General features: G+C 40.7%; 14 protein-coding genes. 7 read left to right on the forward strand and 7 right to left on the reverse strand.

The genetic code is table 11. From position 1 onward, the window contains the following. Nucleotides 1-62 precede the first annotated feature (62 nt). The 4 genes from DDZ16_RS17335 to DDZ16_RS17350 all read right to left on the reverse strand — a co-directional run bounded on the left by DDZ16_RS17335 (nucleotide 63) and on the right by DDZ16_RS17350 (nucleotide 3531). The gene (locus tag DDZ16_RS17335) at nucleotides 63-1193 is read right to left on the reverse strand and encodes an aminotransferase class V-fold PLP-dependent enzyme (protein ID WP_109265753.1); all 1131 of its coding nucleotides are present in this window, start codon (nucleotides 1191-1193) and stop codon (nucleotides 63-65) included. A gap of 6 nt (nucleotides 1194-1199) precedes the next feature. Further along, entirely contained in the window at nucleotides 1200-1820 is a 621-nt protein-coding gene (gene yedF / locus DDZ16_RS17340) for a sulfurtransferase-like selenium metabolism protein YedF (RefSeq protein ID WP_109265754.1), read from the reverse strand. Continuing rightward, a complete protein-coding gene (gene mnmH, locus DDZ16_RS17345) occupies nucleotides 1807-2844 on the reverse strand; it encodes a tRNA 2-selenouridine(34) synthase MnmH (RefSeq protein ID WP_109265755.1) in 1038 nt (345 codons plus the stop codon). Before mnmH ends, yedF begins: the two co-directional genes overlap by 14 nt. A gap of 246 nt (nucleotides 2845-3090) precedes the next feature. Continuing rightward, nucleotides 3091-3531 carry a preQ(1) synthase gene (locus DDZ16_RS17350; RefSeq protein ID WP_109265756.1) on the reverse strand — a complete coding sequence of 147 codons (441 nt, stop codon included), beginning with the start codon at nucleotides 3529-3531 and terminating at the stop codon, nucleotides 3091-3093. A 423-nt stretch (nucleotides 3532-3954) separates the two neighbouring features. Between DDZ16_RS17350 and rlmD the strand changes: the two genes are divergently transcribed. The 3 genes from rlmD (at nucleotide 3955) to DDZ16_RS17365 (ending at nucleotide 7223) form a co-directional block, all read left to right on the forward strand. Further along, nucleotides 3955-5364 (forward strand): 23S rRNA (uracil(1939)-C(5))-methyltransferase RlmD, encoded by a 1410-nt coding sequence (rlmD, locus tag DDZ16_RS17355; protein ID WP_109265757.1) that lies wholly within the window; start codon nucleotides 3955-3957, stop codon nucleotides 5362-5364. 171 nt (nucleotides 5365-5535) lie between these two features. Continuing rightward, nucleotides 5536-6303, forward strand: coding sequence for a peroxide stress protein YaaA (gene yaaA / locus DDZ16_RS17360; protein WP_109265758.1), 768 nt, complete (start codon nucleotides 5536-5538; stop codon nucleotides 6301-6303). A gap of 206 nt (nucleotides 6304-6509) precedes the next feature. Then, nucleotides 6510-7223, forward strand: a complete 714-nt coding sequence (locus DDZ16_RS17365; protein WP_109265759.1) for a hypothetical protein — start codon at nucleotides 6510-6512, stop codon at nucleotides 7221-7223. Between the two features lie 40 nt (nucleotides 7224-7263). Here DDZ16_RS17365 and DDZ16_RS17370 read toward each other — a convergent pair whose 3' ends face one another. Beyond that, nucleotides 7264-7977 carry a uracil-DNA glycosylase gene (locus tag DDZ16_RS17370; RefSeq protein ID WP_109265760.1) on the reverse strand — a complete coding sequence of 238 codons (714 nt, stop codon included), beginning with the start codon at nucleotides 7975-7977 and terminating at the stop codon, nucleotides 7264-7266. A gap of 116 nt (nucleotides 7978-8093) precedes the next feature. On the opposite strand from DDZ16_RS17370, the gene DDZ16_RS17375 reads away from it, so the two are divergent. After that, nucleotides 8094-8849, forward strand: a complete 756-nt coding sequence (locus DDZ16_RS17375; RefSeq protein WP_109265761.1) for a 5'-nucleotidase C-terminal domain-containing protein — start codon at nucleotides 8094-8096, stop codon at nucleotides 8847-8849. A gap of 123 nt (nucleotides 8850-8972) precedes the next feature. After that, nucleotides 8973-9884: a bifunctional metallophosphatase/5'-nucleotidase gene (locus tag DDZ16_RS17380; protein ID WP_109265762.1), complete on the forward strand. Its 912-nt coding sequence runs from the start codon at nucleotides 8973-8975 to the stop codon at nucleotides 9882-9884. A gap of 49 nt (nucleotides 9885-9933) precedes the next feature. On the opposite strand, the gene DDZ16_RS17385 is transcribed toward DDZ16_RS17380, so the two are convergent. Beyond that, nucleotides 9934-10398, reverse strand: a complete 465-nt coding sequence (locus tag DDZ16_RS17385; protein ID WP_109265763.1) for an Lrp/AsnC ligand binding domain-containing protein — start codon at nucleotides 10396-10398, stop codon at nucleotides 9934-9936. Between the two features lie 535 nt (nucleotides 10399-10933). Then, nucleotides 10934-12220, reverse strand: a complete 1287-nt coding sequence (locus DDZ16_RS17390) for a mechanosensitive ion channel family protein (protein WP_109265764.1) — start codon at nucleotides 12218-12220, stop codon at nucleotides 10934-10936. A 100-nt stretch (nucleotides 12221-12320) separates the two neighbouring features. On the opposite strand from DDZ16_RS17390, the gene DDZ16_RS17395 reads away from it, so the two are divergent. Next, complete coding sequence (locus tag DDZ16_RS17395) at nucleotides 12321-13598, forward strand: M64 family metallopeptidase (protein WP_109265765.1); 1278 nt, start codon at nucleotides 12321-12323, stop codon at nucleotides 13596-13598. 11 nt (nucleotides 13599-13609) lie between these two features. After that, complete coding sequence (mgrA, locus tag DDZ16_RS17400) at nucleotides 13610-14602, forward strand: L-glyceraldehyde 3-phosphate reductase (RefSeq protein ID WP_109265766.1); 993 nt, start codon at nucleotides 13610-13612, stop codon at nucleotides 14600-14602. The last annotated feature ends 30 nt before the right edge of the window (nucleotides 14603-14632 follow it).

A 14632-nucleotide genomic window follows, 5' to 3' on the forward strand; every position in this document is an offset into this window, starting at 1 on the left:
ATTACCCTGAAAAACTCCACATTATTTTGGCAAAAGGTTTTGGTTTTAAAGCCTATGGAGCATTAGTCCAAAACATCGCGAAACACCATTCCCAAACTCTCTAAATCCTCATTGCTGTGATAAGGTGACAGCGCAATACGAACAGCCCCGGCCGGGAAGGTTGACAAATACCGATGAGCCTGCGGAGCGCAATGGAGTCCTGCCCTTATTTCAATGTGGTAATTTTCATATAGGCGCCTGGCAATAGTTGAAGGTTTCAGACTTTCATACACCAACGAAAACAAGCTCCCTCTTTGATCAGGTTCATCAGCGGTTAAAATCCGCACACCTTTTATTTTCTTCAGTCCGGTTATCAGTTCATTCAAATGATTTTTAGTCCAGTTCGATTCAGGCTTATTGGCAATGGCTGCTGAAAGACCAGATATTCCAACTGTATTATGAGTTCCGGCTTCATATTTATCAGGTGCAAAAAGCGGCATTTCAAAACTTTCGGAACGGCTTCCGGTTCCTCCCCGCCAAAACGGGGGTAGGTCATCAGAACGTCTCACATAAAATCCGCCTGTCCCGGTTGGCCCCAAAAGGCCTTTATGCCCTGTAAATGCGATGAAATCTGCCCCCCAAAGATCTCCCTTCACATCAGTATTGCCTAATGATTGTGTAACATCCAGCATCAGGGGAATGTCGCCAATAAACCCGCTCACTTCTCCAACTGGCTGGACCAAGCCATTTACATTACTCTGATGATTGATAATCACCAGTTTCGTTTTGGGAGTTATTACCTGCGGAATTTTTTGCGGAATGATACACCCGTCTTCTGAGGCAGGCAGAAATTTCCAGGTTACATTGCGGGTTTGTTTCAGAAACTCAAGCGGCCGCATCACCGCGTTGTGCTCAAGTGGAGAAACCAAAACCTCACAATCATTAAGTTCCAGACCTGAAAGAACCGAGTTTATTCCCTGCGTGGCATTGGCTGTAAAAACAACATTGGCAGACTCCCTTACACCAAGCAGATTTGCAATTTCATTACGGCACTCTTCCACCATCATAGAAGTTTGATACACCCTCCCGTAAGCAGCCCTGCCATAGGTTCCACCGCCATTCAGCAAAAAATCAGACATTGCTTCTGCAACCTCGGGTGGCTTTGGCCAGCTGGTACTGCCATTATCAAAATATGTATTTGAAAAATGAGGCATGTTTGTTTACAAATATACAACATGGCCGGCTTCTGCCAATTTGGTTGCTATCTGATACATATTGCTGATGCGGCCAACACTTACCTTTTCTTTTATTTGATAGTAGTCGATACATGTACCACAAACTATAATGCTTACGCCTTTATCTTCCAGCTCAGCCAAAGATTCAGAAGTATCTGTGTCTTTTAACGCCAACTTAACGCCACCATTATACATGATAATGTGCGTAGGCAGATTATCCATGCCTTTTAAAGCATTAAAATAGCCGCGAATCAAAAGACTTCCTAGTTCTTCATCGCCTTCTCCCATGTTGGCTCCTCTAGCAACCACAACATAATTCGAGTCTTCAGGCATATTGTGAGGTATATTACAATATGCTTCAGGGTTGCCTTCTTTTCCGGAGGAAGTTTCTGCCGGCTTGGTGATTTCAATAAAATACTGTCCTTCCTTTTGGTCTGCAACCGGATTGGCTCCAAGGTCAGACAGAAAACTCATTAAATTTTGATAAGAAGTTTCATTATCTGATATAACCAGCATCTTCTCTCCCTCTTTAACCTCTTTCATGGCATTCCGGGCCATAATCAGAGGTTCGGGACAAAGATGGCCTTTTGTATCAACTGTATGCATGACTAAATGTGTTTATTAGTTTGTTTGCCACCTGAACAGGATCGTCTTTTGCTTCCTTCAAAACAACAACAGGCTCATTTCTTTTCGAAAGTGAATTGGCATAACCTTTATCGTAATACTGCAAAGTTATATCTGCCACTTTATGGTAATCATATTCATCAAGAGCCTTCATAGCTTGCCTGGTTCTGAGTCCCCCCAGACGTTTTTGTATTTTTAAAACCGAATGGCACAACAACTCATTCTTAAAACAACCATATTCTTTAACCAAACGTTCTATTCGCAATTCCCTTGCAAGCTCATACATAACAAGAGGTGCTTCCATCATTTTATTAAACAACAAATCGGGAATAGAAACCTTACCGATAAAATGACTTTCTCCTTCAACCCATATAATTTTCTCAGGCTTGAAGGTTCGGAATCGCTCATGAATATCATTTTCAAACTGCTCTGTGGTAGGTTGCTCCTCCTGCCCCAATGCGCCGAAAGCAGAACCTTTATGATTGGCCAGTCCCTCAAGATCCAGCACCTGCTCACCTTTCTCAGCCAGGGAATCCAAAACCTCCGTTTTCCCACTCCCGGTAGGCCCGCCAATAACCACAAAGTTCCAGTTTTTGCTTTCCAGCTCACTTCTGAAATGCGCCCTGTAAGCTTTGTATCCTCCTTCAAGTACAGAAGCTTTAAGTCCGGCAGTCCTGAACAACCAGGCCATGCTTCCGCTGCGCATTCCGCCGCGCCAGCAATGCACCAGAACAGATCCCTCAACAGCCAATCTCGCAGCCTCCCTGGCAAATCCGGCCATTTTGGGACCTACAAACTCAAGTCCTTTCAAGACCGCCTGATTGCGACCTTCTTTTTTATAGAGGGTTCCTACTTCCGCCCTTTCTTCATTCGAAAAAATGGGCATATTTATGGCACCGGGAATATGCCCCTGGGCAAATTCACCTGGCGTCCGGACATCAACAACAGGATATTGTCCGGATGCTTTTAGAAAGTTGGCAGGACTAAGTGATGAACTTTCCGGCATAAATTAAATTTGAATCAACAAACCCCCAACTTGTTAATAAGGAGTTTAATTAGAGTCCGTTTATAAACTCTCCAACATTAATTGAGTGCGCTTGTGTTTGTTTAGAAAGTTCCATTTGCAATCCCGAGTCTTCGGGAGCAAAGTCCGAAAATACGGAGTTTACTGATGTAACTGAGTAATTTTCGGGCAAGCGTAACGACGCAAATGGTACTTTATGGACAAACACTAATTACTCTAAACCAGAAATTACAAAGTCACACTCCAGGTATCATCCATATGATTCTTCCAGTCGCTGTACTTTTCATCTCCACCTCTGACCTTCCAGTCAGAATCAATCGTCAATCTTGAACTGATACCTCCACGTGGGTTACAAAGCATTACAAGCCGAATGCGGTCAGGCTTGTATACTTCCATCAGATGGTCGTAAAAGACGTTGATCAAACGCTCATAAGAAACTGTTATATTTCTGAGTGCCTGAACATACATCTTCAATGATTTCAACTCAATAATCCGGTCGGTAGGATAAAATGTAATGTAAACATCAGCAAAATCGGGCTGATCTTTTACGCCCAAAAAGGTAAACTCAGGAATCTTGACTTTAATTTCGTAAGCCTGGCCGGTTGGATTCGGCAAGGATTTCAAAATACTTTTGTCAATGTCTTTGTAAGTTAAAACTTTTTCTGCCATGACTATTATATTTTTCTGTTCTAATTATCAAACTCTTTAACAATCCGGGCATCTCAAAGAAAGGATTCCGAAACCAACTTATTCCGGAGTATTAGAGAACAACATTCTGATGAAGATTAATTTGTGCGAAAGCAACTTCCCGGCTTGCAAAACTTAAATAAAAATCTCAGAAACTGTTTAAATTTTGTTTTTGGAAGATGTTTTTGAAGAATTGAATTCTTAGACAAATCAAAATTGACACGAATAGCAACGCTATATTAAGGAAATTTTGACGAAGTATAAGAGCTCAAGACCAGAAAACATCCCAAAGGATAAAACTTAAACAATTTCTCAGCAAAGGTAACAATTTAAGAGATACAAAAAGATTAGTGAATGTAAGCTGTTTCACATATCTTTGCGCGCGAAAACCAGAAAATATATCCAGTGGGACGTTCAAGAAAAAAGAAGCCTTTGCTCGAGAGAGTGGTGATAAGCGATGTAGCAGCCGAGGGAAAAGCCCTGGGAAAAGTCAATGAGACAGTTGTATTTGTTCCATTGGCAGCTCCCGGAGACATAGTAGATGTTCAGGTAACCAAAAAGAGAAAAAAATATTACGAAGGAAGGCCCGTACGGTTTCACCATCTCTCCGAAATGAGAAGTGAACCGTTTTGCGATCACTTCGGGACTTGTGGCGGATGCAAATGGCAACATATTCCTTACAGTGAACAGGTTAAATTCAAGGAACGGGAAGTTTTAAGTAATCTTCAGAGAATCGGAAAAGTAGAATTACCGGACATCAGTCCGATCCTTCCTTCACCGGACGAACGTTTTTATCGAAATAAATTGGAATTTACATTTTCCAATAAACGTTGGCTTTCCATAGAGGAGATGGAATCTGATGAGATTATTGAAAACAAAAACGGGGTTGGATTTCATATTCCCGGTATGTTCGACAAAGTCATAGATATTAAGGAATGCCATCTTCAGCGTCAACCATCCAACGAAATAAGAATGGCCATTCGCAATTTTGCGTTGAAAAACCAATGGCCTTTTTTCGACCTCAGAGCTCAGGAAGGCTTTCTTAGAACCTTGGTTATACGTACCAGTTCAACAGGTGAAACCATGGTTATAGTTGTTTTCTTTCATGAAGATGAGGAGAAACGCAAGCTCCTTTTCGAGCATTTGGAAGAAAAATTCCCCGAAATTACTTCATGGATGTATGTCATCAACGAAAAAGCGAACGACACCATCACCGACCAGGAAGTAATCCTTCAAAATGGGCGCGATCATATTTTTGAAGAGATGGAAGGTCTGAAATTTAAGATCGGCCCGAAATCTTTCTATCAGACCAACTCCAAACAGGCATATACGCTTTATAAAGTAGCAAGAGATTTTGCCGGATTAACCGGCAACGAAGTGGTCTACGATCTTTATACAGGCACCGGTACCATCGCCAATTTTGTAGCTAAGCAAGCGAAAAAAGTGGTGGGTATTGAATATGTTCCTGAGGCCATTGAAGATGCCCATCTAAATTCGAAAATGAACAGTATAAACAATACAAAATTTTTCGCCGGGGATATGAAAGACCTCCTGAAGCACGACCTTTTTCAAAAAGAAGGTTTTCCGGATGTCATTATTACCGATCCCCCAAGAGCCGGAATGCATGAGGATGTGGTACAAACCATTCTTAATACAGCTCCCGGAAAAATTGTATATGTAAGCTGTAATTCAGCAACTCAAGCCAGGGACCTCAATCTCCTTGACGCACGATATAAAGTCACAGCTATTCAACCGGTGGATATGTTTCCACACACCCATCACGTAGAAAATGTTGTTTTGCTGGAGCGCCGTTAAAAGATCATGAACTTTTTGACACAAGGGGATGTTTCTTTAAATAAATTTAGTGCCTTTCCCAAGGTCCTGTTTTCGAAAATCCAAAATATTTGATTATCACACAGGGCTTTCTGAACAGACATTAATTCATTATTCAAAGGTCAAAGTTTTTAATATAAAAAGAAACAACCAATGTTAGCAATATTATCCCCGGCCAAAAAGCTTGATTTCAAATCGGATTTACCCCAAAAAAAGAACACACAAATCCGTTTCCCGTATGAAGCAGCAGAACTGGTTGACAAATTAAGAAGCTATTCTCCGAAACAACTGATGGGCCTAATGAGCATCAGCCAAAACCTGGCAGATCTCAATGCCGGGCGTTTTCACCAATGGCACTGGCCCTATGAGGAAAAAGAAGGACGCCAGGCCATTTTTGCTTTCAACGGAGAAGCTTACAACGGACTGGATGCCTACTCCCTAAACAGCAAAGAAACAGATGCGGCACAGCAACACTTACGCATTTTATCAGGGCTTTACGGCCTTTTGCGCCCCCTTGATCTTATCCTTCCCTACAGGTTGGAGATGGGAACCAAACTTGAAAACAAAAAAGGGAAAGACCTGTATAAGTTTTGGGGCGACAAAATAACAGAGCAACTGAATGACGACCTGAATAAAGGAAATCATAAAGCTTTAGTCAATCTGGCCAGTCAGGAATATTTCAAATCCATTGCTTCTGATAAAATCTCAAAACCTATCATCACCCCGGTTTTTAAAGAGAACAAAAACGGCCGGTACAAAGTAATCAGTGTCTACGCCAAAAAAGCCCGGGGCATGATGGTAAGATTCATCGTTCAAAATCAACTTACCGACCCGGAAGAGCTAAAGGCTTTTAACATTGATGGGTACCACTTCAACAACGATCTTTCGGATGGAAATGAAATGGTCTTTACCCGACATTAATTGAATATTCCCAAAGACAACGTTCAGGCAGGAGTCTCAATTATCTGACCGGAAGAATTTGCTCCATAAAAATAAAATCTATTATTGCAGAATATCCGGTATTTATAAAAACGGATTAACAGGAGGCATCAGTGAAAAAAGTCATTTTTTTTCTGAAATTTCCCTGTTTTTTCCTTAACTTTTGATAAAACAAAACCTTTGTTATTATGAGCAACATAAACTATATTGAGCATTATGGAAATCTTCTAAAACAGGAAACCCTGCGCACCCTTGAAGATAAGACCTGGCCCAACACATTTGTACTTGAAGCACCGGAACCTTTTCCGGGTTTTTTCAATTATTATTCCGATCATCCCGTTGACAGTAAACCACTTTACATCTATTTCGTCTTAAAGAGACTTTATACGTTGGAAGAAATCACAAGGGCCACACAAAACATTCAAAAATACTTTGAAACTGAATTCAATGCCACGCCCGGAGTTGTTAGCATTTACAACCGTCAGTTCCATGTCATCCGCGTTCGACATCTGGATAGTTTCTCTCAGATATCGGACCTCCAGGCAGGGTATATGGATCAGGGTATTCAGTTTAAAAGCAGGCCCAACAGAAAAGTGGAAGGACCTGCTGTGATAAGAGTAAAAAAATTCTTTATACTCGATGAGCAGGAAAAAGGCTTATTCTTCGACATGATCGAAAAAGACCATGGTTACTTCCTTATCCCAAAACAATTAACATGGAAACATTTCGAAGACATCACCCGCAAGGTGAAATTCAATTGGGAAAAGCCATTTTTCGATGCTGCTATTGGTCACTTCCATGTTAAGTTTGGCATTCAGGATATGATTCGTATTTATTATCCTGAGATGAGCCTCGAGTATCTAAGGGAAGTTAGAAAGAAGTATCTGGAAAGAATAAAATAACAATAAAAACGGCTGCGAAATCACAGCCGTTTTTTATTTGTCATCCCAGCCAGTCAATTAACCCGGAGGTTTCGGCAAAAACATTTTTTTCTCCGAACAGAAAATCGTTAGGACGCTTATGGCAGATCATTGGATGAGTGGTCTCAATGCTGTTCTTCAGGTTGATGTGATCAACGGCTTCTTTGGCTTTATTTCCCCAAAGGAACCAGTTCAACGAAGGATTGGCATTATTAACATAACTCAACAAGCTATCAGTGAAAGGTTTCCATATCTTAGAGTGGCTGCCCGGGTTCCCTATCCGGCAAGAAAAAGAAGTATTCAGCAAAAGAACACCTTGTTTTTCCCAGTGTTTAAAAAGTTGATGGGGAGGAAGCAATTTAAATTTGCCATCGAGTAATTCCTTTTTAATTTCATTAAATGTTTTGAAGTTCCCATTCTGAGCCACGTACAAGGCTCTAACAATATTTCGCAAACTGGTATTCCTGAAAGTTTCAGTCCAGCTTTTTAATGGTCCCACTTCAAACGCGCGCCCGGTTGCCACGCCCTGCTGTGGATAAGGATCCTGACCAATGATAATAACCTTTGCAGCATGCAGGTCGAGTTGAAAAAAGCGCAACATCCTTTCAGGAAGGGGCGTTAGAGACTCAGCCTCTTCCATGGACAAACGGTTCTCAATATCGCTCAACAATTTGTAGGTGTTTTCGTTAAAAAAATTTTGCCAGGAAGGGCTTATGTCTTTCGGAATTATCTGCATAATATATATACCTAAAGAAATTTCAAGCCAAAGATAAACAATCTGCTTTTGGTAACAATTTTAACCTTGTGGTGAACTGCAATTAATGCTGTTTTGTTAGTTTTGAAAACAAAAAAATGCAAAGACACCTTTTTATTTTACTATTTGTGGTTTTGGGGTTGTTAAGCTGTCAAACTCCCCAAAAGCCAGCTTTTGAATCATCTTCCCAACACCCTTTAGACAGCAGCATTATCAATAATCCGGAAATTGAAGCTAAAATTGCCCCCCTTCGGGATTCAGTAGAAGCCATCATGAATGAGGTCATTGGAGAATCAAAATCAGATCTTTTCCCTGATAAGCCGGAGACGCCACTTTCTAATTTCGTTGCAGATCTGCTGCTTGATGCAGCTAAGAAAGAAATAGAAGCAACCGGGAAAAAACCACTTCCAATAATAACAGTCATTAATGTGAGAGGCTTGAGAACCGCAATTCCAGAGGGCAAAATAACCGTTGAAGACATTTTTTCCTTAATGCCCTTCGAAAACCAATTAGTTCTTCTGAAGCTCTCAGGGCTGAATGTTCGGAAATTATTTCAACATATGGGAGAATCAGGGGGAGACGGACTCGCAGGGGCTTCATTCACCTTTTCTGAAGGTGAAGTCAAAAATGCAAAAACAGGAGGTCAGGCTATAGAAAATGAGGAGTTTTACTATGTAGCCACTTCCGATTATCTGGCATCGGGAGGCGACCATTACACAATTTTTCAACAAGCAGTGGAGGAGTATGAATTTCCATCAAAAATAAGGGATTTAATAATAAGCCACATAAGAGCTCTTTCCAAAAAAGGAGAGTTAATAGATCCGGCTACTAACAAAAGAATTAAATTTAACTAAGCCGGAGTTTACTTTCCGATGAATCGGAACAAGCATAAATAAATGCAGATAGTTTGTTATTTCATAACTACTGCTGCATAATCCGTGTTAACAGAAATTATTTACAGGCTTTAAATAATCGCCATGCAAAGCAACAGAAGACAATTCATAAAAACCCTTGTGGCAGGAGGAGTAGCGCTCAGCTTTCCTTTTAATCTAAAAGGAGTGGATTATTCTGACCATCCTCTCACTATCCTTCACACCAATGACGTTCACAGCCATCTGGATCCATTTGATGCCAACCATCCCAAATTTCCTAACATGGGAGGTTTTGCCAGAAGAGCGACATTAATAGAAAAACTCAGAAATAAGAACAAGCATGTTTTGCTTTTAGATGCGGGGGATATCTTCCAGGGGACTCCCTATTTTAATTTCTTTGGAGGAAAACCCGAATTAGAATTCATGTCCCAAATGAAGTATGATGCTTCAACCATTGGTAACCACGAATTTGACAATGGAATGGAACACCTGGCCCAACAGTTGCAATACGCTAATTTTCCTTTCATTTGCACCAATTATGATTTCAAGGGAACCATTATGGAGGGTAAAACTACCCCGTGGAAAATAATTGAAAAAGGACCTTATCGGATTGGTATTATTGGCATTGGCATTGATCCAAGTGGACTTGTATCACCGGCCAATCACGAAGGAATGAAATGGTTAGATCCGGTTAAAACAGGTGAAGAAACCGCTTTATTTCTGAAAAAAGAACAGGAATGCAACCTGGTTATTGCCCTGTCGCATCTTGGACTCACACCAACAGCAGAACGTAAAGACTCAGACCGGAAACTGGCAGCAGAAACCTCATCTATTGATTTAATCATCGGGGGCCATTCTCACACGTTTATGGAAAAACCGGAATTAATTCAAAACAAAAAGGGAAAAACAGCTGCCATCAACCAGGTTGGTTGGGCTGGTGTCATTTTAGGGCAGATCAATTATACCCTGAAAAAAGGAGAGCCTCAATTCATGGCTGTACAGCACATTTTGAGATAAAAAAAATCGCGTTAAAAGATTTCTCATTTTAACGCGATTCAATTTCGTATTATTCAATGGGCAATTGTCTTTTGAAAGATTCATCCAGTGAGATGATGGTCTCAGTAGATGAGATACCCGGAATATTCTGCAATTTATCGTGAAGAATACGCTTCAGGTGTTCATTGCTCTTTGCGAAAATTTTAATAAACATAGCGTATTCACCGGTTGTATAGTGGCATTCGACCACTTCCGGAATCTCTTCCAACATCTTCACCACCTTGTCAAACAAACTGGCTTTTTTAAGAAAGATCCCCATAAAGGCGCAGGTATGATATCCAATCTTGCTTGGATTAATAATGAATTCTGAACCCTTGATAACGCCCATATTCATTAACCTCTGAATGCGCTGATGAATGGCAGCACCGGAAACCTTGCATTCTCTGGCAACTTCCAGAAACGGGATTCGTGCATTATGCGTAATCATCGACAAAATCTTTTTGTCGAGACTATCAATTTGTAAATTGCTCTCCATATTAAAAATGACAATTGTTAGAAATTAAAAGAATTTCTGCTCTTTTTTTGATGATTTCCTTCGAAATTAGAATAATTAGCCCAATAATCCAACAAAACTATAAGGAATTTGCCAACTTTTAATTTAACGGATTACAATTTCGCAGGAGTATTACTTATGAATTAACGACCGGAATTATCTCAATAGATCGTTAGTCCCGATGCTTCGGGATAGATATTAGATTTAAGATAAATCACAACCAATTGATAATCGGAATGTTAACCCAGAAAACCGTTAATATATAAACAATTAATTCAAAGCTCATTGCAATCCCGAACCATCGGGATAACGGACTACTATGTCTAAAACCGGCTAAAAAAGGATACAAATCTGTAAAAAAGACATTTAACAACAGTCTCCATTCCTGGTAGCGCATAAAACAATAAGCCGAAAATGAACTAAAAGTACAAGTCCGGCATAGTAACATTTTATTCGTTACAAACAATTAATCTAATCCCTTAGCATCACCCAAAACCTGAAGTTGCAGAAAAAGGTTTCAATCTGAAAACCGACGGACCAGCTGTTTTAAATCCTCACCACTGGGGCTTTGGAAAATCTGTAACTCAAACAAAGGAACAATTGAGAGAATATGGTCAAAAATATCGGCCTGAACACCTTCGTATTTTGCCCACTCCTGCTCTCTTGAAAACGCATATACCTGAACCGGTATGCCTTTCTCCGTAGGATCAAGATGCCGCACAATAAGAGTCATTTTTTCATTGATTTTCGGGTGGCGGATAAGATAATTTTCAAGATACTTGCGAAAGACACCAAGATTGGTCATACGTCTCCCATTTACAGGAAGAGATTCATCTATGTTGTGCGATCTGTTATACTCCTCAATCTCAGCCTGGCGTTCTTCGATGAATTCTTTAAGATGATGGATCTTCTTAAAACGCTCCAGCATCTCAGGGGTGCAAAATTTAACGCTGTGTGTATCGATAAAAACGGCACGGGCAATCCGTCTTCCTCCCGACTCCTCCATACCACGCCAATTCACAAAAGAACTGGAAACCATAGCATAGGTTGGAATGGTAGAGATGGTTTTATCCCAATTCCTGACCTTCACCGTATTCAGAGTAATTTCCAGAACTGTTCCATCCGCATTGTGACCGGGCATGGATATCCAGTCCCCTACCCTCACCATTCTGTTAGCCGATAGCTGAACTCCAGCCACCAGACCTAAAATAGAATCTCTGAAAACCAACATCAACACAGCTGCCAATGCTCCCATGCCGGCAATAATGGAAGTCACCTTAACATTAAAAATTATAGATATTGATATCAAGATTCCGACAATAATTGCCAGCAAATGAATCACCTGAAGATAACCTTTTATGGGCCTGTCATAAGCAAAAGGAAATGTATTGTAAATATCTTCAATTGCACCAAGCAATGCTTTAAAAATGGTCAAAATCACCACTATCAAAACGAGCGCAACAATATCATGAAAGATGGCCAGTTCATCAGGATAGTTTCCCCAAAAGAACTTTGACAATGCAAAGACAACTGCAATAGGGGCCAGATACGCCAGCTTACGAAACACCCTTCTGCGAACCAGAAAATCATCAAATTTTGATTTGGTTTTTCGAACCATCTTAACGGTGGCAAACAGAAAAATTCTGCGAGCCAACAAAAAAACCAGATAAGACAAAAAGAATATAATGAATACTGAAAGTAAAAATTCAATAACACTCCCCCAGGCCCCGGGAACATGAAGAACCTCCAGATATTTAGTTAACTGTTCCGAAAACCAGTCAGATTTAGAGCTTATCTCATCCATACTATGAATAATTACAAAGTTTTTGTATATTTTTGTTTGTTAGCCGCAAAAATAATCAAACAAAGGATTGAAACCTATTCTTAAGGAAGGATAAAACGCAATGAAGCACAGATACTTCTTTTTAATATATCTTTTTTCATCAATAATGACCCCCTGTTTGGGCTCCAACAATCCCGGGATAGATCAAAACACGACCCTCAGAATTGACTTTGTTCTTACAGGCAACCATGTGAAACAACAGGCAACCATTTCTGATTTGTTTAGGATACCCGGTTACAGTGGTTCTGCGGCCCAAAATATTCCAACATTTGACTATGGAAATTACAAACTAACAGTAACAGACAAAGCATCTGGGGATACCTTGTTTCTAAAGGGATTCTGTACACTTTTCGGTGAATGGCAATCAACTTCGGAGGCGAAAGATGTATCCAGGGCATTTAAGCAAACAATCGAAATGCCATTCCCAAAAACCGAAGTAACACTCCTATTTCAACACCGAAAAAAAAATGGCTCCATCATTGATATGCTAAGTGAAGATTTTTCGCCTGAACAATTAATTACAACCCTTTCACCACAAAAGTTCCCTTCGAAAATAATTCACGGCAATGATCATCCACATCAAAATACAGACCTTTTGATAATCGCAGAAGGTTACAGAAAAGAGGATTCGGCACTTTTCTTTAAAGATGCCAATAAGCTTTCGAAGTATTTGCTGAATACCCAGCCCTTCGAAAAGAAACAAGCTTCAATTACGATCAGGGCCCTTGCAGTTCCTTCTTTGGATTCCGGAACGGATAATCCAGGAAAAGGCAATTGGAAAAACACGGCCATGAACAGCTCTTTCAACACATTTGGAACTGATCGATACCTTGAAACACTGGACACATGGTCGGTATTCAATTATGCTGCCGCTTTGCCCCACGATCACATTATAGTACTGGTAAACAGCAAAAAATACGGTGGAGGAGGCGTTTACAACCACTTTTCGATTGCAACTGCCCGCCACAAAGCCTCACCTGAAGTATTCGTTCACGAATTAGGTCATGGACTTGCAGGGTTGGGAGATGAATACTATTATTCCGAGACAGCCTACTCGGAATTCTTTAGTCTGGAAACAGAACCATGGCAACCCAATTTGACCACCCTTATTGATTTTGATTCCAAATGGAAATTCCTTTTGGAGGATTCAATCCCCATACCTACCCCTGACAACTCAAAATACAGGAAAGCAACCGGGGTATTCGAAGGAGGTGGCTATTCGGCCAAAGGCATATACCGGCCTGCCATTAACTGCAGAATGAAATCGAATGAGGCAGAAGGATTTTGCAAAGTTTGTCAATTCTCAATAAAAAAGATACTGGATTTTTACACACAATAAAATAAGGAAACATGAACTATTTAGCCAACGAAAAAAGATATGACAACATGGTTTATCGCCGTTGCGGAAAGAGTGGACTGAAGTTACCGGCCATTTCACTGGGACTTTGGCACAACTTCGGTTCGGTAGATGTTTTTGAAAACGGAAGAGCCATTTTGCATCATGCATTTGACAACGGCATCACACACTTCGATCTGGCCAACAATTATGGTCCGGTTCCGGGAAGTGCTGAAGAAAATTTCGGCAAAATAATGGCCACTGATTTTAAACCCTACCGTGATGAGATGATCATCTCCACAAAAGCCGGTTATTTAATGTGGCCAGGTCCATACGGAGACTGGGGGTCTAAAAAATACCTTCTTTCAAGTCTGGATCAAAGTCTGAAAAGAATGGGACTTGAATACGTCGACATTTTTTACTCTCACCGCCCCGATCCCGATACCCCGCTTGAAGAAACGATGGGCGCACTGGCACATGCAGTAAAACAAGGCAAGGCGCTTTATGCAGGTATCTCTAATTACCCGGCTGAGTTGACTCAAAAAGCAGAAACCATCCTTCGCGACATGGGAGTACCTATGCTGATTCATCAACCACGTTACAGCATGCTTGACCGATGGGTAGAAGACGACGGACTGCTGGATGTCCTGGGCAAAAGGGGCGTGGGCTCAATCGCTTTCTCACCACTTGCTCAGGGGCTTTTAACCAATAAGTACCTGAAGGATATACCTGAAGATTCCAGGATGGCAAAGGCACATGGCTTTTTAAAACGGGATGCATTAACTCCGGAAGTAAAAGACAAACTTCTGAAATTAAATGATCTTGCATCAAAAAGAGGACAGTCCCTCGCTCAAATGGCCATTGCATGGCTTTTGAAAGATTCAAGGGTTACTTCAGTCCTCATGGGAGCCAGTAGTGTAAAGCAGTTGAGCAACAACCTTGAAACTCTTAATAACCTGGTGTTTTCTGATGAAGAACTTAAATCCATTGAAGGGATCTTGAAATAAGAAACGATTTTAAGACTGCATTCATAAATT

It is taken from the genome of Marinilabilia rubra, from assembly GCF_003121985.1.
Lineage (GTDB): Bacteria > Bacteroidota > Bacteroidia > Bacteroidales > Marinilabiliaceae > Marinilabilia > Marinilabilia rubra.